The sequence below is a fragment of the Streptomyces sp. H27-H1 genome, assembly GCF_026627445.1.
Classification (GTDB): domain Bacteria; phylum Actinomycetota; class Actinomycetes; order Streptomycetales; family Streptomycetaceae; genus Streptomyces.
Window position 1 is genome coordinate 1 of record NZ_JAPNLJ010000036.1, and the last position, 18371, is coordinate 18371.

At 69.8% G+C, this 18371-nt stretch carries 20 protein-coding genes; 14 read left to right on the forward strand and 6 right to left on the reverse strand.

The genetic code is table 11. The annotated features are described in order from the left end of the window. Positions 1 to 116: 116 nt before the first annotated feature. A complete protein-coding gene (locus OTB20_RS30375) occupies positions 117 to 647 on the reverse strand; it encodes a GNAT family N-acetyltransferase (RefSeq protein WP_267822375.1) in 531 nt (176 codons plus the stop codon). A 95-nt stretch (positions 648 to 742) separates the two neighbouring features. Between OTB20_RS30375 and OTB20_RS30380 the strand changes: the two genes are divergently transcribed. After that, positions 743 to 2026, forward strand: coding sequence for a geranylgeranyl reductase family protein (locus tag OTB20_RS30380; RefSeq protein WP_267759895.1), 1284 nt, complete (start codon positions 743 to 745; stop codon positions 2024 to 2026). A 61-nt stretch (positions 2027 to 2087) separates the two neighbouring features. Here OTB20_RS30380 and OTB20_RS30385 read toward each other — a convergent pair whose 3' ends face one another. The 3 genes from OTB20_RS30385 to OTB20_RS30395 all read right to left on the reverse strand — a co-directional run bounded on the left by OTB20_RS30385 (position 2088) and on the right by OTB20_RS30395 (position 3306). Next, entirely contained in the window at positions 2088 to 2534 is a 447-nt protein-coding gene (locus OTB20_RS30385) for a DNA-binding protein (RefSeq protein WP_267822377.1), read from the reverse strand. Continuing rightward, a complete protein-coding gene (locus OTB20_RS30390; protein ID WP_267822379.1) occupies positions 2531 to 2773 on the reverse strand; it encodes a hypothetical protein in 243 nt (80 codons plus the stop codon). Before OTB20_RS30390 ends, OTB20_RS30385 begins: the two co-directional genes overlap by 4 nt. 209 nt (positions 2774 to 2982) lie before the next feature. Continuing rightward, positions 2983 to 3306 carry a hypothetical protein gene (locus tag OTB20_RS30395; protein ID WP_267822382.1) on the reverse strand — a complete coding sequence of 108 codons (324 nt, stop codon included), beginning with the start codon at positions 3304 to 3306 and terminating at the stop codon, positions 2983 to 2985. 181 nt (positions 3307 to 3487) lie between these two features. On the opposite strand from OTB20_RS30395, the gene OTB20_RS30400 reads away from it, so the two are divergent. Then, positions 3488 to 4489 carry a hypothetical protein gene (locus OTB20_RS30400; RefSeq protein WP_267822384.1) on the forward strand — a complete coding sequence of 334 codons (1002 nt, stop codon included), beginning with the start codon at positions 3488 to 3490 and terminating at the stop codon, positions 4487 to 4489. Positions 4490 to 4566: 77 nt separating this feature from the next. Here OTB20_RS30400 and OTB20_RS30405 read toward each other — a convergent pair whose 3' ends face one another. After that, entirely contained in the window at positions 4567 to 4893 is a 327-nt protein-coding gene (locus OTB20_RS30405; RefSeq protein WP_267822386.1) for a hypothetical protein, read from the reverse strand. A gap of 419 nt (positions 4894 to 5312) precedes the next feature. Between OTB20_RS30405 and OTB20_RS30410 the strand changes: the two genes are divergently transcribed. Further along, positions 5313 to 5726, forward strand: a complete 414-nt coding sequence (locus tag OTB20_RS30410) for a hypothetical protein (RefSeq protein ID WP_267822388.1) — start codon at positions 5313 to 5315, stop codon at positions 5724 to 5726. Positions 5727 to 5895: 169 nt separating this feature from the next. Here the strand turns inward: OTB20_RS30410 and OTB20_RS30415 are convergent, their stop codons facing one another. Next, on the reverse strand, positions 5896 to 6765 hold the full coding sequence (locus OTB20_RS30415; RefSeq protein ID WP_267822390.1) for a C40 family peptidase: 870 nt from the start codon (positions 6763 to 6765) through the stop codon (positions 5896 to 5898). Between the two features lie 884 nt (positions 6766 to 7649). On the opposite strand from OTB20_RS30415, the gene OTB20_RS30420 reads away from it, so the two are divergent. The 11 genes from OTB20_RS30420 to nuoK are packed head-to-tail and all read left to right on the forward strand — an operon-like array spanning position 7650 to position 18368. Next, the gene (locus OTB20_RS30420; RefSeq protein ID WP_030010013.1) at positions 7650 to 8009 is read left to right on the forward strand and encodes an NADH-quinone oxidoreductase subunit A; all 360 of its coding nucleotides are present in this window, start codon (positions 7650 to 7652) and stop codon (positions 8007 to 8009) included. Positions 8010 to 8023: 14 nt separating this feature from the next. Next, positions 8024 to 8578 carry a NuoB/complex I 20 kDa subunit family protein gene (locus tag OTB20_RS30425; protein ID WP_123079911.1) on the forward strand — a complete coding sequence of 185 codons (555 nt, stop codon included), beginning with the start codon at positions 8024 to 8026 and terminating at the stop codon, positions 8576 to 8578. Continuing rightward, positions 8575 to 9315, forward strand: coding sequence for an NADH-quinone oxidoreductase subunit C (locus OTB20_RS30430; protein ID WP_420716517.1), 741 nt, complete (start codon positions 8575 to 8577; stop codon positions 9313 to 9315). Before OTB20_RS30425 ends, OTB20_RS30430 begins: the two co-directional genes overlap by 4 nt. Then, positions 9315 to 10655 carry an NADH-quinone oxidoreductase subunit D gene (locus tag OTB20_RS30435; RefSeq protein ID WP_267822392.1) on the forward strand — a complete coding sequence of 447 codons (1341 nt, stop codon included), beginning with the start codon at positions 9315 to 9317 and terminating at the stop codon, positions 10653 to 10655. Before OTB20_RS30430 ends, OTB20_RS30435 begins: the two co-directional genes overlap by 1 nt. Next, on the forward strand, positions 10652 to 11392 hold the full coding sequence (gene nuoE / locus OTB20_RS30440) for an NADH-quinone oxidoreductase subunit NuoE (RefSeq protein ID WP_267822394.1): 741 nt from the start codon (positions 10652 to 10654) through the stop codon (positions 11390 to 11392). The genes OTB20_RS30435 and nuoE overlap by 4 nt, the downstream gene beginning before the upstream one ends. Next, positions 11392 to 12774 (forward strand): NADH-quinone oxidoreductase subunit NuoF, encoded by a 1383-nt coding sequence (nuoF, locus tag OTB20_RS30445; protein ID WP_267822396.1) that lies wholly within the window; start codon positions 11392 to 11394, stop codon positions 12772 to 12774. Before nuoE ends, nuoF begins: the two co-directional genes overlap by 1 nt. Beyond that, positions 12771 to 15278: an NADH-quinone oxidoreductase subunit G gene (locus tag OTB20_RS30450; protein ID WP_267822398.1), complete on the forward strand. Its 2508-nt coding sequence runs from the start codon at positions 12771 to 12773 to the stop codon at positions 15276 to 15278. The genes nuoF and OTB20_RS30450 overlap by 4 nt, the downstream gene beginning before the upstream one ends. Then, positions 15275 to 16633 (forward strand): NADH-quinone oxidoreductase subunit NuoH, encoded by a 1359-nt coding sequence (nuoH, locus tag OTB20_RS30455; protein WP_267759883.1) that lies wholly within the window; start codon positions 15275 to 15277, stop codon positions 16631 to 16633. The genes OTB20_RS30450 and nuoH overlap by 4 nt, the downstream gene beginning before the upstream one ends. A 3-nt stretch (positions 16634 to 16636) precedes the next feature. Next, positions 16637 to 17263, forward strand: a complete 627-nt coding sequence (nuoI, locus tag OTB20_RS30460; RefSeq protein ID WP_267822400.1) for an NADH-quinone oxidoreductase subunit NuoI — start codon at positions 16637 to 16639, stop codon at positions 17261 to 17263. Further along, positions 17260 to 18072, forward strand: a complete 813-nt coding sequence (locus OTB20_RS30465) for an NADH-quinone oxidoreductase subunit J (RefSeq protein WP_267822402.1) — start codon at positions 17260 to 17262, stop codon at positions 18070 to 18072. Before nuoI ends, OTB20_RS30465 begins: the two co-directional genes overlap by 4 nt. After that, positions 18069 to 18368, forward strand: coding sequence for an NADH-quinone oxidoreductase subunit NuoK (gene nuoK / locus OTB20_RS30470; RefSeq protein WP_112449176.1), 300 nt, complete (start codon positions 18069 to 18071; stop codon positions 18366 to 18368). Before OTB20_RS30465 ends, nuoK begins: the two co-directional genes overlap by 4 nt. Positions 18369 to 18371: the final 3 nt, after the last annotated feature.

Consider the following 18371-nt stretch of genomic DNA (forward strand, 5'->3'; position numbering starts at 1 on the left):
CTCCCGGCCGACCAGCAGGGGCACGGTCTGACCTCAGAAGTCGATGCTTCCGGCGTCGAAAGTGCTCACCTGCTGGCGGCTACGGAACCAAGCATTCCCCGGTTCCGCAGCTCCCATTAGGCGTCGCGCAGGGACAGGGCGTAGCGGCGGGCATGCCGGGTGCCACCCGGGAGCGGGAATCGCTCCGCAAGGGTCATGCCCAGCCGCTCCGCCACCGAGACCGAGCGGACATTCGCATCGTCGATCATCGCCACAACCCCCTCCACCCCAGCCCCCCGCACCCGCTCCAACGTCGCCAGCGCAGCGGCATACGCATAGCCCCGCCCCCAGGCGGACCGCCCGAGCCGCCAGCCGATCTCGATCTCACCGACCGGCCCCCACGCCTTCTCCGCCGGCCACGGCTGCGCCCCGGTGAAGCCGATTACCTCGCCGTCCCCGTCCAGCAGTGTCCACAGGCAGAAGCCGAGCCGGGCGTCGTGCATCCGCTGTCGTGCGGTGATTTCCTCGTAGAAGGAGAGCTCGGCGGGTCCGCCGAGGAACTCCATGACATCGGGGTCGCGGAAGACCCGGTGCCAGGCGTGCGCGTCCTCGTCCGTGGGCACACGGAGCTGGACGACGGGGAGCGGCCGGGTCGGCGAGGTGGTCACAGGGCAGCCCTTCGGATCGCGATCTCTCTCGCTGCATAGACTGCACATGTCTTGTGCCGTTGGGCACCCTTTATCGAGCCTTCGGGAGACCCGCCGTGACCGAGCCCCTCTCCGAGCACTCCGCCGACGTGATCGTCGTCGGGGCCGGGCCCGCCGGCTCGACCACCGCTTATTACCTGGCCAAGGCCGGACTTGACGTCCTGCTCCTGGAGAAGACGGCCTTCCCGCGCGAGAAGGTCTGCGGCGACGGCCTGACGCCGCGCGCCACGAAGCAGCTGGTGTCGATGGGCATCGACATTTCCGAGGAGGCCGGCTGGCTCCGCAACAAGGGGCTGCGGATCATCGGTGGCGGTCAGCGGCTCCAGCTGGACTGGCCCGAGCTCGCCTCCTTCCCCGACTACGGCCTGGTCCGCAAGCGCGACGACTTCGACGAGACGCTGGCCCGCCAGGCGCAGAAGGCCGGTGCCCGCCTCTACGAGCGCTGCAACGTCGGCGAGCCCGTCCGCGACCCCCGCACCGGCCACATCACCGGTGTGCGGGCGAAGCTGGGCGAGGAGAAGACCGAGGTCACCTTCAAGGCCCCGCTGGTGGTCGCGGCCGACGGCAACTCCTCGCGGCTCTCCCTGGCGATGGGCCTGCACCGCCGTGAGGACCGCCCGATGGGCGTGGCCGTGCGTACGTACTTCACCTCGCCGCGCCACGACGACGACTACCTGGAGTCCTGGCTGGAGCTCTGGGACCGGCGCGGCGCCGAGGACCGGCTGCTGCCCGGCTACGGCTGGATCTTCGGCATGGGCGACGGCACCTCCAACGTCGGCCTCGGCATCCTCAACTCCTCCTCCGCCTTCAAGGAGCTGGACTGGCGCGAGGTTCTCAAGGCCTGGTGCGCCTCCATGCCGGAGGACTGGGGCTACACCCCCGAGAACATGACGCAGCCCATCCGCGGTGCGGCCCTGCCGATGGCCTTCAACCGGCAGCCGCACTACACCAAGGGCCTGCTGCTCGTCGGCGACGCGGGCGGGCTCGTCAACCCGTTCAACGGCGAGGGCATCGCCTATGCGATGGAGTCGGGACAGATCGCCGCCGACGTCATCGTCCAGGCCCACTCCCGCGCCACCCCCGCCCTGCGCGAACTGACCCTGCACAGCTACCCGAAGGTCCTCAAGGAGACCTACGGCGGCTACTACACCCTGGGCCGCGCCTTCGTGAAGCTCATCGGCAACCCGAAGATCATGAAGATCGCCGCCCAGCGCGGCCTGAGCCACCCGGTGCTGATGAAGTTCACCCTGAAGATGCTGGCCAACCTGACGGATCCCACGGGCGGCGACTCGATGGACCGCATCATCAACGGCCTCTCGAAGGTGGCCCCCAAGGCCTGACCATGCAAGGCCGGGTCGCGCGGCAGGGAGCCGAGCGGCCCGGCGGGTGCCGCCTGAACACTCAGACGTTGACGACCTTCACCGTCGGTGCCCCGGGGAGTTGTTCGGCGGCCTCGCACAGGGCCGGGATGTGCGACTTGTCGGAGGTCACCAGCAGTACCGGGGGTGTGCAAAGGGCGGCCGTGGCCACCACGAGCGCATCCACCAGGCACTCGTGTCCGTCGAGGCCTGAGGCGTCCAGCAGCTTTGCCGCGGCGTCCATCACGACGTCACTGACCGGCTTCACGTCGAACCGCGACAGCAGGAACTGGAGCCGCTCGGCGGCTTCCCCGGGTCGGCGTACTTCCAAGGGTGTCAGAGCGGACAGCGCCACGCGCCGACCGCTCTGCTGAGCGAATTCGATGCGCGCCCGCATCCCCTCGTCACCGTCGACGTGTAGGGAAAGCCCTTGAGCATCGAGGACGAGCGTGCCCTCGCTCTTGGCCTTGATCTTGAGGCGCTTGCTCACCACTCCTGTTCCGCCTGCCTCCGTGCTTCGACGGAGACGGGGCCGAATTCCTTGCGGTCGGCGGTCACGACCTCACGGAGCTTCTGAGCGGCGAGCCACTCCTCCAAGGCTTCGGCCACAACGGAGGAGAAGCCGTTCTTGCCGGTGCGCTCCTCAACTTCCTTGATCAACGATTGCGCCAGCGACACGGATCTCTTACCGGCCCGCTCGGCGGCCTGGTGGGCTACGTGGCTGCTCATACCTAAAACGTAACACCGCCGGTAGGAAAATTCTCGTCCAATGGCCACCTCGGTGGAATCCGAGGGGTGCGGGGGAAGGTCTCCAGTCCCCGTCGTCGGAGTAGCGAGCAGACGGCTCTGGCTCGGGATAATCAAGGTGGCCCCCAAGGCCTGACCCGGACCGGGCACCCGGCACCCGGCCGGGCTCCCGGCGCGCCCCGCTCGGACCCTCACACGGTGGGGTCCGGCTGGTCGTGGAGGCCGGTGGCCGGGGCGGCGTACGGGGCTTCGGCGGTGCGGTGGACCGTTCGGATGCAGCGGGCCAGCAGGACCAGGCCGCAGAGCATCAGCGTCCCCGAGGCCGTCCAGTCGAGGGTGAGCGTGAGCGGGGAGCCGGGCTTCTGCCAGGGGCGGGTGGTGGTCAGCAGCCAGCCGCCGAGGGACAGGAGGCCGAGCCCGGCGGCGGCCGGGATGGCGGTGGGGTCGGTGGGGTCGGTGGTCGAACCGGTACCGGCATCAGCGGCGGGGCCTTCGCCGGATGGCCTGGTGATCACGGAGCACCACCTCCTGGGGTGACTCGGGCGTACTCGCCCGGGCCATCCTCGCAGGGCTCCGGCCGGTTCGCGGTGTGTTGCCCGTCAGACGGACAAGTTACTTTCCGGGCAGGAAGTTTGGCCGACCACCAGATGAGAAGGCCTTGTCCCCGGCACCGGCCTGGCTGTTGAATTTCCGAGAGTGAACAGGTCTTCCGCGATACGCCCCCGGCCGCTCGGCCGCACCGCCCGCCGCACCGCCCTCCCGGCCGCCGCCCTGCTGGCGCTCGTCCTGGCCGGCTGCTCGGATCCGGCCGGCGGAGGCGGGCACGGGGAGCCGGACATCGGCGAGGTCGCCGTCGCCCCGGCCGCCGCCTCGCTCTCGCTGCCCCTGGACGCGTACACGGACACCGACGCCGAGACGGCCCGCATGGGACAGGTCCAACAGCGTCTGCTCGCAAAGTGCATGGCCCGGTACGGATTCCCGTACGAGGAGGTCCGGACGAACGGCTCTGCGGCTGCCGGGGGTCCCGAGGGCCGGCACCGGACGCTCTTCGGAGCATCCGATCCGGTGTTCGCGGCGGCCCACGGGTACGACACGACCGCGGGCAAGGGGCGGCCGGTCAAGCCCCCGGCCCCCGAGCTGAGCGAGAGCGCCGCCGTGGTCATGCACGGCGAACGGGCGGGCGCCGGGCAGGGCGCCGAGCAGCCGCCGGACGCGCAGACCGAGGAGGAGGCCGCGCGGGTGGACAGCGGCATCGACGTCGGCGGGCAGAAGGTGCCGGCCGGCGGCTGCGTAAGGGAGGCGTACCGCAAGCTGTACGCGCCGACGAAGGACAGCGTGGACCTGTTGTTCCCCTTCGGGCTGGCGTCGGAGGCGCACGAACGCTCCAAGGGTGATTCGCGGGTGACCCAGGTACTGAAGAACTGGTCGGCGTGCATGGGGAAGTCCGGGTACACCGACCTGAACGATCCCTACGAGGTGGTCCAGAAGCTCGGCCTGGAGGCCGATCCGGGCGGCCCCAAAGCCGTCACCGCGGCCAAGGCCGACGTCGCCTGCAAGGGCGAGGTGAACCTCCTGGGCGTCTGGGTGGCGGTGGAGAAGGCCTACCAGGAGCGGCTGGTGGAGGAGCAGGCCGAGACCCTCGCGTTGTACAAGAAGCAGCGCGAGGCCCGCTTCAAGCTGGCGGCCGGGCTCTTCTGAGCCGTGCGCGGCCCTGCCCGCAGCCGGGCGCGCACCGTTCCGGAGGGCGCGGACCGCTGCAGGAGGGCGCGCACCGTTCAGGAGGGCCGGGGCATGCACGCCCGGTACGCGTCGCGGTGGTCCCTCTTGAGCGCCTGCCACTGCTCGGAGGTGCCGCCTTCCTTCTGGTCCACCTCACCGGTGACCGGATTCGGGTCCGGATACCAGGAGATGCCCCGTTCCCGCATGCACTCGGAGGCCTTGCGCGCGGCGGCGAGCTCCTGCGGGCCCGCGCGTACGGGGGAGGGCGCGGGGAGCAGCGGCAGGCAGGCCTTCTGCGCCTCGGCGTACCGCGGGCTCTCCTTCTCCACCACGTGCGGTGCTCCGTTCTCCCCGTAGGAGATGGTCATCCCGTGCTGCTGCATGCACGTGTAGAACGGGATGTCCGCCGTCGCGAGCGAGGGCGTGGCCGTGGCCGTGGGCCGGGGCCCCGGCCCGGGGTTCCCCGCTCCGGTGTTCTTCCCCGGGGTTTTTCCGTCTGCGCATCCGGCCAGTGCGATGCACAAGAGGAGTAACGAGGATATTTCGCGTACACGCACGAGGTTGTTTTCCCTTGCGGCCGGCGGAATGGACGGGAACGTCCGTATGGGGGAGGCACGCAGGAGTGTCGGGGGATGGGTGGAAGGGTGCCCGGAGATGCTGATCAGGTGCCGGCAAGCCCGACAAGTCCGCTACGCGCCATGGTGGTTGTGGCCTGGTCAGCCGAGAAGTCCCTTGTCCGGGAGTGGCCCGGAAAGGTTTAATTCCGGCCGGAATCAATTCCCTGAAGATGGAGAAACGCGTAATGAACAAGGCCCTTCGCAGACTCACCACCGGCTGCGCCACCGCTGTATCGGTGGGCGCCGTTCTCCTGGTGTCGGCCGGGTCGGCGGCCGCCAACACGGAGAGGAACGGCTATCTGGAAACCAGCGAGTTCGGCCTTTACTACAACTCCAACAACGGCGGCTGTGTCTTCGACCTGATGTCGTCGGACTGGAACTTCTTCAACGACCTCTTCGTCGGGCCGGAGGGCTGCGCAGGGCGGAACCGGGTGACGAACGACGACACCGCGTCCTACCGGAACCGGGACACGTACACGTGGAAGGTGGGCACCGAAGCGAACCTCGCCGGTCTCATCGGCTCGCTTCCCCCGGGCTACGTGGGCAACGCCAGCATCAACTTCAAGAACAAGATCACCTCGGCCACGTTCCTCGACTGAGGCCCCGGGCCACTCCCAGGGCTTTCCCCCGGGCGCCCGGAAGCCCCTCAGGCGCCCCTGAGGGGCTCCAGGAGCCCCGGAGCGACACAAAGGCCGGTACTCCACCCCCGAGCGGGGGAGTACCGGCCTTTCGCGCGTCACCGGGAGCGGCCCGGGACTGCGGGGAATGTCAGAGGACGCGGACGGCGCCCGTCGGCTTGTCGTAGCTCAGGGAGCGCTCGACGATGCCGGTGCCGGAGTTCTGCGCGCCGACGAACTTGCCGCCGCCGACGTACACGGCGACGTGGTACGCGCTGCCCTTGGAGCCCCAGTACAGGATGTCGCCCGCCTGGAGGGAGCTCAGGGAGACCGACGTGCCGTACGAGGACTGCGCCTGGGACATGCGCGGCAGGGTGATGCCGGCCTGGCGGTACGCGGCCTGGACGAGGCCGGAGCAGTCGAACGAGGACGGGCCGGTGCCGCCCATGACGTACGCCTTGCCGACCTGCGCGCGGGCGAAGTTGACGATGGCGGCGGCGGAGCCGGTCGCCGGGGCCGTGACGGTGCCCGAGCCCTGCGAGGAGGAGCCCTGCGAGGAAGAGCCCTTCGAGGAGGACGAGGAGTTGCTCTGCAGCCCGGTGCGGGCCGAGCTGCGGCTGGCGCGCTCTTCCTCGGCCTTGCGGTCCGCCTCTTCCTTGGCCTTCGCCTTCGCCTCGGCGTCGGCCTTCTCCTGGGCGTCGGCCTTGGCCTGCTTCGCCTCGGCGGCGGCGCCCGTGCGGGCGGTCGCCTCCAGGGCGTTGAGCTCGCCGTCGACGGCGGCGGCGCGGGTGTTCTCCGCGGCCTTGGTGACGGACGAGGACACCTCGGCGCTCAGGTCCAGGTCGAGGACCGGCATTTCGAGCGTGGTCTCGTGCAGGGGCTCGGCGGAGGGGGTGGCGCTCGCCGTGCCGGCCATGGCCAGGGTGCTGAGGACGCCACCGGCAACTCCGGCGCGGACCGCGAGCTTCGAGGCGCTGCGGCGGGGCTTCCGGTGGCTGGGTATGTGAGCGGTGAGGGACATGGGTACAACCGCTATCAGGGCGTCGCGGTTGTCTTCAAGAAACGTGGTCTGCGCCACAGTTGCGCGCGAACCGGGCGAACCGGGCGCGTCGGACCTCTTTTTGACGCCGTAACGGGCGAATCGGGCACGCGTCCGTAGGGCTGTGATCATGGGTTATCTGTAATAAGTCCGAATTGATCTCCGGCCTACCATCCGCCCGCACAGATGGCCAAGCCCCCTTTCGGCGCCGCGAATCCGGAGTGGCGCAGGTCACAGAAGTGTCACGCCATGCGGACGCTGTGGCCCTCCTGTGACCGGACCGTGAAGATGTCGACGGGCCGGGGCGGGGTCAGGGCTGGGCCGAGGTCGGCGCGAGGCGGCCGCGGGGCGGCCGCCGGGTCGCCTCCGCACCGTCGCCGGGCCGCCCTCGGGTCACCCCCCGCTCACCCCCCGCGCCGCCTTCGGGTCGCCTCCGAGCCGCCGTCCGCGCGGGCCACCGCCCCGACTTAGTGAACGGGCGCACGCGTCCACTCCCGTACGCGCGGAGTCCCCCGACCGGGGGACGGCGATCCCTTTATCATCACGCGCACCACCCTGCCAATTTGCGTGCAGGGGCCACGATTTGATAGTGCGGCAGGCCTTCCACCTGCGACGACAGGTGCGGATGTCACCTTTGGTGATCATGTGCATGCTTCGCGTATGAAGATCACCACTCATCGGGCTTCATGATCGTTCGTCAGGTGGTAGAGATCACAAACTCGTTGTTGCAACCCGTGTCGCAGATCACAGATGGGCGGGCATAGGATGCGCAGCAGTCCGGCTTGTGAACTGCCTCACATGCGAGGCGGGACGCGTGGCGCCGGCAGCGGTCCAACGGTCAAGGACGACTGGAAGGAGCGAGGAGCGTGAATGCGTACGCGCCCATCCTCGTGCTCGGCGCCCTCGGCGCAGGGTTTGCGATCTTCTCCGTGGTCATGGCCACGCTGATCGGTCCAAAACGGTACAACCGGGCAAAACTTGAAGCGTACGAGTGCGGCATCGAGCCCACTCCCATGCCGGCAGGTGGCGGCCGCTTCCCCATCAAGTACTACCTGACGGCGATGCTCTTCATCGTCTTCGACATCGAGGTTGTCTTCCTCTACCCCTGGGCGGTCACCTTCGACTCGCTGGGGATCTTCGGGCTCGTCGAGATGCTCCTCTTCGTGCTCACCGTCTTCGTCGCCTACGCCTACGTATGGCGCCGCGGCGGCCTGGAATGGGACTGAGGGGCTGAATTTCCATGGGACTGGAAGAGAAGCTGCCGAGCGGCTTTCTGCTGACCACCGTCGAACAGGCCGCGGGATGGGTGCGCAAGTCGTCCGTCTTCCCGGCGACCTTCGGCCTGGCCTGCTGCGCGATCGAGATGATGACCACCGGAGCGGGCCGGTACGACCTGGCCCGTTTCGGCATGGAGGTCTTCCGCGGATCCCCGCGCCAGGCCGACCTGATGATCGTGGCCGGCCGGGTCAGCCAGAAGATGGCGCCGGTGCTGCGGCAGGTGTACGACCAGATGCCCGCTCCCAAGTGGGTCATCTCTATGGGTGTTTGTGCGTCTTCGGGCGGAATGTTCAACAACTACGCGATCGTCCAGGGCGTCGACCACATCGTCCCCGTGGACATCTACCTGCCCGGCTGCCCGCCCCGCCCCGAGATGCTGCTGGACGCGATCCTCAAGCTCCACCAGAAGATCCAGGGATCCAAGCTCGGCGTGAACCGGGAAGAGGCGGCCCGAGAGGCGGAGGAGGCGGCCCTCAAGGCGCTCCCCACCATTGAGATGAAGGGGCTCCTGCGGTGAGCGAGGACCCGGCCGTGCAGAACGGCCCCCATGCCGGCGACGGCGACAACGTGCCCGCGCCCCGCGGCGCGGCCGGCCCCGAGGTGATCGGTGTCCGCAAGGGCATGTTCGGCGCCGCGGGCGCCGGCGACACCAGCGGCTACGGCGGCCTCGTGCGCACCGTGGCCCTGCCCGGCGCGAGCGCGCGCCCGTACGGCTCGTACTTCGACGAGGTCGTCGACGAGCTCGAAGGGGCGCTGGAGGAGCAGGACCTCGTCCCCGAGAACGCGATCGAGAAGGTCGTCGTCGACCGGGCCGAGCTGACCCTGCACATCGCCCGCGAGCACCTGCCGCTCGTCGCGCGGACCCTGCGCGACGACCCGGCCCTGCGCTTCGAGCTCTGCACCGGAGTCAGCGGGGTGCACTTCCCGGACGACAAGGGCCGTGAGCTGCACGCCGTTTACCACCTGCGCTCGCTGACCCACGGCCGGATCGTGCGGCTCGAGGTGACCGCGCCGGACGCCGACCCGCACGTCCCCTCGCTGGTCTCCGTCTACCCGACGAACGACTGGCACGAGCGCGAGACGTACGACTTCTTCGGCCTGGTCTTCGACGGGCACCCGGCCCTCACCCGGATCATGATGCCGGACGACTGGCAGGGCTTCCCGCAGCGCAAGGACTACCCGCTCGGCGGCATCGCCATCGAGTACAAGGGCGCCCAGATCCCGGCCCCCGACCAGCGGAGGTCGTACAGCTGATGTCCACTTCGAATCACGCCTCCGCCGGCCACTCCCCGGCCCGCGAGACGACCGAAGGCACCGTCTACACCGTCACCGGCGGCGACTGGGACGAGATCGTCCAGTCGGCGGCCCGCGCCGACGACGAGCGGATCGTCGTCAACATGGGCCCCCAGCACCCGTCCACCCACGGCGTGCTCCGGCTGATCCTGGAGATCGACGGCGAGACGGTCACCGAGGCCCGCTGCGGCATCGGCTACCTCCACACCGGCATCGAGAAGAACCTCGAGTACCGGAACTGGACGCAGGGCACCACCTTCGTCACGCGCATGGACTACCTGACGCCGTTCTTCAACGAGACGGCGTACTGCCTGGGCGTCGAGAAGCTGCTCGGCATCACCGATCAGATCCCGGACCGCGCCACCGCCATCCGCGTCCTTCTGATGGAGCTCAACCGGATCTCCTCCCACCTGGTGTGCATCGCCACCGGCGGCATGGAGCTGGGCGCGACCACGATCATGATCTACGGGTTCCGCGACCGCGAGCTGATCCTCGACGTGTTCGAGCTGATCACCGGACTGCGCATGAACCACGCGTTCATCCGCCCCGGCGGCCTCGCGCAGGACCTGCCCCCGGGCGCCGTGGACCAGCTCCGCGAGTTCGTGAAGACCATGAAGAAGAACCTGCCGGAGTACGACAAGCTCGCCACCGGCAACCCCATCTTCAAGGCCCGCATGCAGGACGTCGGCTACCTCGACCTCACCGGCTGCATGGCGCTCGGCGCCACCGGCCCGGTCCTGCGCTCCGCCGGCCTCCCGCACGACCTGCGCAAGACGGACCCGTACTGCGGCTACGAGAACTACGAGTTCGACGTGCCGACCACCGAGTCCTGCGACTCCTACGGGCGGTTCCTGATCCGCCTGGAGGAGATGCGCCAGTCCCTGCGGATCGTCGAGCAGTGCCTGGACCGGCTGGAGCCGGGCCCGGTCATGGTCGCCGACAAGAAGATCGCCTGGCCGGCGCAGCTCGCGATGGGCCCCGACGGCCTCGGGAACTCGCTCGACCACATCAAGCAGATCATGGGCACCTCCATGGAGTCCCTCATCCACCACTTCAAGCTGGTGACCGAGGGCTTCCGGGTACCGGCCGGCCAGGCCTACGCGGCCGTGGAGTCGCCGAAGGGCGAGCTCGGCGTGCACGTCGTCTCCGACGGCGGAACCCGCCCCTACCGGGTCCACTTCCGCGACCCGTCCTTCACCAACCTGCAGGCCATGGCGGCGATGTGCGAGGGCGGCCAGATCGCCGACGTCATCGTGGCCGTCGCCTCCATCGACCCCGTGATGGGAGGCGTCGACCGATGACCGACATCTCACTGGGCATGCCCCAGCTGCCCGCCCCGGACTACCCGGTGGAGGTGCGCGAGCGGCTTGCGGCGGACGCCGCCGAGGTCATCGCCCGCTACCCCGACAGCCGCTCCGCGCTGCTGCCGCTGCTGCACCTCACGCAGGCGCAGGAGGGCTACGTCTCGCGCACCGGCATCCGGTTCTGCGCCGAGGTGCTGGGCCTGACCACCGCCGAGGTCACGGCCGTGGCGACCTTCTACACGATGTACCGGCGCAAGCCCTCCGGGGACTACCAGGTCGGCGTGTGCACGAACACCCTGTGCGCGGTCATGGGCGGCGACACCATCTTCGAGGAGCTCAAGGAGCACCTCGGGGTCGGCAACAACGAGACCACCCCGGACGGCAAGGTCACCCTCGAGCACATCGAGTGCAACGCGGCCTGCGACTACGCCCCCGTGGTGATGGTCAACTGGGAGTTCTTCGACAACCAGACGCCGGAGTCCGCCAAGGCCATGGTGGACGACCTGCTGGCCGGCCGTGCGGTGGAGCCGACCCGTGGCGCGCCGCTGTGTACGTACAAGGAGACCGCGCGGATCCTGGCGGGCTTCCCCGACGAGCGCCCGGGCGCCGTCGAGGCGAGCGGCGGCGCGGGCCCCGCGTCCCTGATCGGCCTGCGCATCGCGCGCGGTGAGTCCCCGCGGCTCGGCAAGGTCGTGCGCCAGCGTGCCGAGACCGCGACCGAGGAGGGGGAGTGATGACGGTGACCGCCGAGATGCACGAGAACGGAACCAGCCCGGAGAAGCTGCTGGCGCCCGTACTGTCGGCGTTCTGGGACGAGCCGGAGTCGTGGACGCTGGAGACCTACCGGCGGCACGAGGGCTACGAGGGCCTGCGCAAGGCACTCGCCATGACCCCCGACGACCTCATCGCCTACGTGAAGGACTCGGGCCTGCGCGGACGCGGCGGCGCGGGCTTCCCCACCGGAATGAAGTGGCAGTTCATCCCGCAGGGCGACGGCAAGCCGCACTACCTCGTGGTGAACGCGGACGAGTCGGAGCCGGGAACCTGCAAGGACATCCCGCTGCTCTTCGCCAACCCGCACTCCCTCATCGAGGGAATGATCATCGCCTGCTACGCGATCCGCTCGGAGCACGCCTTCATCTACCTGCGCGGCGAGACCGTGCCGGTGCTGCGGCGCCTGCACGAGGCGGTGCGCGAGGCGTACGAGGCCGGCTACCTCGGGGAGGCCGAACATCGTCAAAAGAGTGGCCTCGGGAGCGGGCTGAAGCTCGACATCACCGTGCACGCGGGAGCGGGCGCGTACATCTGCGGCGAGGAAACGGCCCTCCTGGACTCCCTCGAAGGCCGGCGCGGCCAGCCCCGGCTGCGTCCCCCCTTCCCCGCGGTCGAGGGGCTCTACGCCTGCCCCACTGTCGTGAACAACGTGGAGTCCATCGCCTCGGTTCCCGCGATCCTGAACAAGGGCAAGGACTGGTTCAAGTCGATGGGGACCGAGAAGTCCCCCGGCTTCACGCTGTACTCGCTCTCGGGCCACGTCGTCGGCCCCGGCCAGTACGAGGCCCCGCTCGGCATCACCCTGCGCCAGCTCCTCGACATGAGCGGTGGCATGCGGCCCGGGCACCGGCTGAAGTTCTGGACCCCGGGCGGGTCCTCCACCCCCATGTTCACCGACGAGCACCTCGACGTCCCCCTGGACTACGAGGGCGTCGCCGCCGCCGGGTCGATGCTCGGCACCAAGGCCCTGCAGTGCTTCGACGAGACGACCTGCGTGGTGCGGGCGGTGACCCGCTGGACCGAGTTCTACGCCCACGAGTCCTGCGGCAAGTGCACTCCCTGCCGCGAAGGCACGTACTGGCTGGTCCAGTTGCTCCGCGACATCGAAGCGGGCAAGGGGCTCATGTCCGACCTCGACAAGCTGAACGACATCGCCGACAACATCAACGGCAAGTCGTTCTGCGCCCTCGGTGACGGCGCCGCCAGCCCCATCTTCTCCTCGCTCAAGTACTTCCGCGCGGAGTACGAGCAGCACATCACGGGCAAGGGCTGCCCCTTCGACCCCAAGAAGTCGACCCTCTGGGCTGATGGACCGGCTCTGAACTCCGAGGTGACCGCATGACCGTGACCACTACGTCAGCCTCCGGCGGCGGAGAGGCGGTGGCCGTGCCGGCGGACCAGATCTCCCTGACCATCGACGGCATCGAACTGTCGGTACCCAAGGGAACCCTGGTCATCCGGGCCGCCGAACAACTGGGCATCGAGATCCCCCGGTTCTGCGACCACCCCCTCCTCTCCCCGGCCGGCGCCTGCCGCCAGTGCATCGTTGAGGTCGAGGGCCAGCGCAAGCCGATGGCCTCCTGCACCATCACCTGCACCGACGGCATGGTCGTCAAGACCCAGCTGACCTCCGAGGTCGCCGACAAGGCCCAGCGCGGGGTGATGGAGCTGCTGCTCATCAACCACCCGCTGGACTGCCCGGTCTGCGACAAGGGCGGCGAATGCCCGCTGCAGAACCAGGCGATGTCCCACGGCAACGCCGAATCCCGGTTCGAGGGCAAGAAGCGCACCTACGAGAAGCCGGTGCCGATCTCCACGCAGGTGCTGCTGGACCGCGAACGGTGCGTACTGTGCGCCCGCTGCACCCGCTTCTCCAACGAGATCGCCGGCGACCCGATGATCGAGCTGCTCGAACGCGGCGCCCTCCAGCAGGTGGGCATCGGCGAGGGCGACCCCTTCGAGTCGTACTTCTCCGGCAACACCATCCAGATCTGCCCGGTCGGCGCCCTCACCTCGGCCGCCTACCGCTTCCGCTCCCGCCCCTTCGACCTCGTCTCCTCCCCGAGCGTGTGCGAGCACTGCGCGGGCGGCTGCGCCACCCGCACCGACCACCGCCGCGGCAAGGTGCTGCGCCGGATGGCCGCGGAGGACCCCGAGGTCAACGAGGAGTGGATCTGCGACAAGGGCCGCTTCGGGTTCCGCTACGCGCAGCGCCCCGACCGGCTCACCACCCCGCTGGTGCGCGGCGCCGACGGGATCCTGGCCCCGGCGAGCTGGCCCGAGGCCCTGGAAGCCGCCGCGAACGGACTGGCCGGCGCGCGCGGCCGGGCCGGGGTGCTGACCGGCGGCCGCCTCACCGTCGAGGACGCCTACGCGTACGCCAAGTTCGCCCGGGTCGTGCTCGACACCAACGACATCGACTTCCGGGCCCGGGTGCACAGCGCCGAGGAGGCCGATTTCCTGGCCGCCTCCGTCGCCGGCACCGGCAAGGACCTCGACGGGCGGGGCGTCACCAACACCTCGCTGGAGGCGGCCCCGGCCGTGCTCCTCGTCGGCATCGAGGCCGAGGAAGAGGCCCCCGGGGTCTTCCTGCGGCTGCGCAAGGCCCACCGCAAGCACAAGCAGCGGACCTTCGCCCTCGCCCCGTTCGCCACCCGCGGCCTGGCGAAGGCGGGCGGCACCCTGCTGGCCGCCGCCCCCGGCACCGAGCCCGAGTGGCTGGCCGCGCTGGCCTCCCGTACGGGCCTGGAAGCCGGCGGCTCCGAGGCCGCCGAAGCACTGCGCCTGCCCGGCGCGGTCATCGTCGTCGGAGAGCGCCTCGCGGCCGTGCCCGGCGCGCTGACCGCGGCCGTCCGGGCCGCCGGCGCGACCGGCGCCACGCTGGTGTGGATCCCGCGCCGGGCCGGGGAGCGGGCCGCCGTCGAGGCGGGCGCGCTGCCGTCCCTGCTGCCGGGCGCCCGCCCGGCCACCGACCCGCGGGCCCGCGACGAGGTCGCCACCGCCTGGGGCCTGGACGAGCTCCCGCACCGCTACGGCCGCGACACCGGCCAGATCATCGAGGCCGCGGCCTCCCGGGAACTCTCCGCCCTGCTGATCGCCGGCGTCGAGCTCGCCGACCTGCCGGACCCGGCCCGCGCCCGTCTCGCGCTCCAGGAGGCCTTCGTGGTCTCGCTGGAACTGCGGCCCGGCGAGGTCACCGACCACGCGGACGTGGTCTTCCCGGTCGCGGCCGTCGCGGAGAAGCCGGGCGCGTTCGTCAACTGGGAGGGCAGGGTCCGGCCGTTCGAGGCCGCGCTCAAGCCCGAGCAGATGACCCGCCGCCTCGCCCCCGCCGACTCCCGCGTCCTGCACATGCTGGCCGATGCGGCCGGCCGGCCGATCGCCCTGCCCGACGTACACGCCGTACGCCGGGAGTTCGACGGGCTCGGCCAGTGGGCCGGGGAGCGCGCCGCCGAACAGTCCACGGACACCGAGGTGCTGCCCCGGCCGGGTGCGGGAGAGGCGGTCCTCGCGGGCCACCGGCTCCTCCTCGACCAGGGTCTCCTCCAGGACGGCGACGAGGCCCTGGCCGGTACCCGGCACGAGGCCGCCGCCCGCCTCTCGGCCGCCACGGCCGCCGAGACCGGCGTCAGATGCGGCGACGTCCTCGCGGTGACCGGCCCCGCCGGCTCCGTGGAACTGCCGCTGCGCGTCACCGAGATGCCCGACCGGGTGGTCTGGCTCCCGATGAACTCCACCGGCTCCGGGGTCCTCGCCGACACCGGAGCCCGCCCGGGGGCCCTGGTCCGCATCGGTCCGGCCGCCCCCGCCGACACCAGCGACTCCCCTGCGGAGGTGGGCGCGTGAACACCGTTCAGATCGCCGCCGAAGACCTCTCCCTGTTCGGCAGGGACGTCTGGTGGCTCGTCGTCGTCAAGGCGGTGTTCTGCTTCGCCTTCCTGATGGTGACCGTGCTCTTCTCCATCGTGTGGGAGCGCAAGGTCGTCGCCTGGATGCAGCTGCGCATCGGCCCCAACCGGCACGGCCCCTGGGGCATGCTCCAGTCGCTCGCCGACGGCGTGAAGCTCATGCTGAAGGAAGACCTGATCGTCAAGCGGGCCGACAAGGTCGTCTACGTCCTGGCCCCGATCATCGCGGCGATCCCGGCCTTCATGGCCATCGCGGTGATCCCCTTCGGGCCCGCGGGCAACGAGGTCTCCATCTTCGGCCAGCGCACCACGATGCAGCTGACCGACCTGCCCATCGCGATGCTCTACGTCCTCGCGGTGGCCTCGGTCGGCATCTACGGCATCGTGCTCGCCGGCTGGTCCTCCGGCTCCACGTACCCGCTGCTCGGCGGCCTGCGGTCCTGCGCGCAGATGATCTCGTACGAGATCGCGATGGGCGCGGCCTTCGCCTCGGTCTTCCTCTACTCCGGGTCGATGTCGACCTCGGCGATCGTCGAAGCCCAGGCAGACCGCTGGTACATCATCCTGCTGCCGGTCTCCTTCATCATCTACGTCATCACGATGGTCGGCGAGACGAACCGCGCCCCCTTCGACATGCCGGAGTCCGAGGGCGACCTGGTCGGCGGCTTCAACACCGAGTACTCCTCCATCAAGTTCGCGCTGTTCATGCTGGCGGAGTACGTCAACATGGTCACCGTCTCCGCGGTCTCGGTCACCCTCTTCCTGGGCGGCTGGCGGGCCCCGGCGCCGATCTCCACGTACTGGGAGGGCGCGAACCACGGCTGGTGGCCGATGCTCTGGTTCGTCCTCAAGGTCCAGCTGCTGCTGTTCTTCTTCATCTGGCTGCGCGGCACGCTCCCACGCGTGCGCTACGACCAGCTGATGAAGCTCGGCTGGAAGGTGCTGATCCCGGTCTCCGTGGTGTGGCTGATGCTGGTCGCCACCGTCCGGGCGCTGCGCAACGAGAACTACGACTTCCAGGAGATCGTGCTCTACGTCGGCGGCGGGGTCATCGCACTCCTGCTGCTGTCCTTCGTCGCGGACCTGTTCCGGGACAAGAAGGAGAAGACGGCCCTCGCGGACGCCGAACAGGCCGCCGCCGATGAACCGTTCGACCCCCTGGCGGGCGGGTTCCCCGTCCCGCCCAAGCCCGGCCAGCACCTGGCACCCGTACCGCGCAGGAGGCCCCGCAGCGAGCGGGAGCTCATTGTCAGTGGCGCGGCGAATACTGACAGTGACCGAGAGGAGGGTTGAGATATGTCTGACAAGTCTGACGCCGAGCAGGGCGAGAAGTGGCAGAACCCGGTGGCCGGCTTCGGCGTGACCTTCAAGGCCATGTTCAAGAAGCGCCTCACCGAGCAGTACCCGGAGACGCCGAAGACGACCGCTCCCCGCTTCCACGGGCGACACCAGCTCAACCGGCACCCGGACGGTCTGGAGAAGTGCATCGGGTGTGAGCTGTGCGCCTGGGCCTGTCCCGCCGACGCGATCTACGTCGAGGGCGCGGACAACACCGAGGAGGAGCGCTACTCCCCGGGTGAGCGGTACGGCCGGGTCTACCAGATCAACTACGCCCGCTGCATCCTGTGCGGGCTGTGCGTCGAGGCGTGCCCGACGAGGGCACTGACCATGACGAACGAGTTCGAACTGGCCGACTCCAGCCGCGAAGCGCTCATCTACACCAAGGAGCAGCTGCTCTCGGGGCTGACCGAGGGCATGGTCGAGGCCCCGCACTCGATCTTCCCGGGCGCCGACGACACGGACTACTACCGGGGGCTGGTGACCGGGGCGGCTCCCGGCACCGTCCGGCAGGTGGCCGTGTCGAAGGGCGAGACCGCCGAGGCCGCACCCTCCGCCGCGGACTCCGAGGGGGTGGGGGCATGAGCGCCGTCGCAGCGGCCGCCACGCTCACCTCCACCGGTGAGGCGGCCCAGTTCTGGATCCTCGGCACCGTCGCCGTGATCGGCGCACTGGCCACGATCCTGATGAAGAAGGCCGTGCACAGCGCGCTGAGCCTGGCCGGGACGATGATCATCCTGGCGGTCTTCTACCTCGCCAACGGGGCGTACTTCCTCGGCGTCGTCCAGGTCGTCGTCTACACCGGCGCGATCATGATGCTGTTCCTCTTCGTGGTCATGCTCGTCGGCGTCACCGCCGCGGACTCGCTGACCGAGACCATCAAGGGGCAGCGCTGGCTGGCCGTCCTGTGCGGACTCGGCTTCGGCATCCTGCTGATCGCCGGCATCGGCAACGCCCGGCTCACCCACTTCAACGGACTCGGCCGGATCAACTCCGGCGGGCACGTCGAAGGCCTGGCGACGCTGATCTTCACGAAGTACGTGTTCGCCTTCGAGATCACCGGCGCCCTGCTGATCACGGCGGCCGTCGGCGCGATGGTGCTCACCCACCGCGAGCGCACCGAACGGGCCGCCACCCAGCGCGAGCTCGCCGAGCGCCGCGTACGCGAGGGCGTACAGCTCCCGCCGCTGCCCGCACCCGGCGTCTACGCCCGGCACAACGCCGTGGACGTCGCGGGCCTGCTGCCGGACGGCACCCCCTCCGAGCTCACCGTCAACCAGACGCTGCGCGCCCGCGGCCAGATCAGGGACGTCTCCGGCCAGGCGCTGGACGACCTGAAGGCCCTGGAGCAGCGGTCGTCCGAGCGGCTCGGCCGCGAGGAGGCCTCGAAGTGAACCCGGTCAACTACCTGTACCTGTCCGCGCTGCTCTTCACCATCGGTGCGGCCGGAGTCCTGATCCGGAAGAACGCGATCGTGCTGTTCATGTGCGTCGAGCTGATGCTCAACGCCTGCAACCTCGCCTTCGTGACCTTCTCCCGGATGCACGGCAACCTCGACGGCCAGATCATCGCGTTCTTCACGATGGTCGTCGCCGCCGCCGAGGTCGTGGTGGGCCTCGCGATCATCGTGTCGCTGTTCCGTACCCGCCACTCGGCCTCGGTCGACGACGCCAGCCTGATGAAGCTGTAGGGG

Bases quoted from the DNA above. Each gene is read 5' to 3' on its own strand.
- OTB20_RS30390 (WP_267822379.1), bottom strand. From the start codon at position 2,773: ATGAGCAGCCACGTAGCCCACCAGGCCGCCGAGCGGGCCGGTAAGAGA.
- OTB20_RS30405 (WP_267822386.1), bottom strand. From the start codon at position 4,893: ATGCAGCAGCACGGGATGACCATCTCCTACGGGGAGAACGGAGCACCG.
- OTB20_RS30410 (WP_267822388.1), top strand. From the start codon at position 5,313: ATGAACAAGGCCCTTCGCAGACTCACCACCGGCTGCGCCACCGCTGTA.
- OTB20_RS30415 (WP_267822390.1), bottom strand. From the start codon at position 6,765: ATGTCCCTCACCGCTCACATACCCAGCCACCGGAAGCCCCGCCGCAGC.
- OTB20_RS30425 (WP_123079911.1), top strand. From the start codon at position 8,024: ATGGGACTGGAAGAGAAGCTGCCGAGCGGCTTTCTGCTGACCACCGTC.
- OTB20_RS30435 (WP_267822392.1), top strand. From the start codon at position 9,315: ATGTCCACTTCGAATCACGCCTCCGCCGGCCACTCCCCGGCCCGCGAG.
- nuoE (WP_267822394.1), top strand. From the start codon at position 10,652: ATGACCGACATCTCACTGGGCATGCCCCAGCTGCCCGCCCCGGACTAC.
- nuoF (WP_267822396.1), top strand. From the start codon at position 11,392: ATGACGGTGACCGCCGAGATGCACGAGAACGGAACCAGCCCGGAGAAG.
- OTB20_RS30450 (WP_267822398.1), top strand. From the start codon at position 12,771: ATGACCGTGACCACTACGTCAGCCTCCGGCGGCGGAGAGGCGGTGGCC.
- nuoI (WP_267822400.1), top strand. From the start codon at position 16,637: ATGTCTGACAAGTCTGACGCCGAGCAGGGCGAGAAGTGGCAGAACCCG.
- OTB20_RS30465 (WP_267822402.1), top strand. From the start codon at position 17,260: ATGAGCGCCGTCGCAGCGGCCGCCACGCTCACCTCCACCGGTGAGGCG.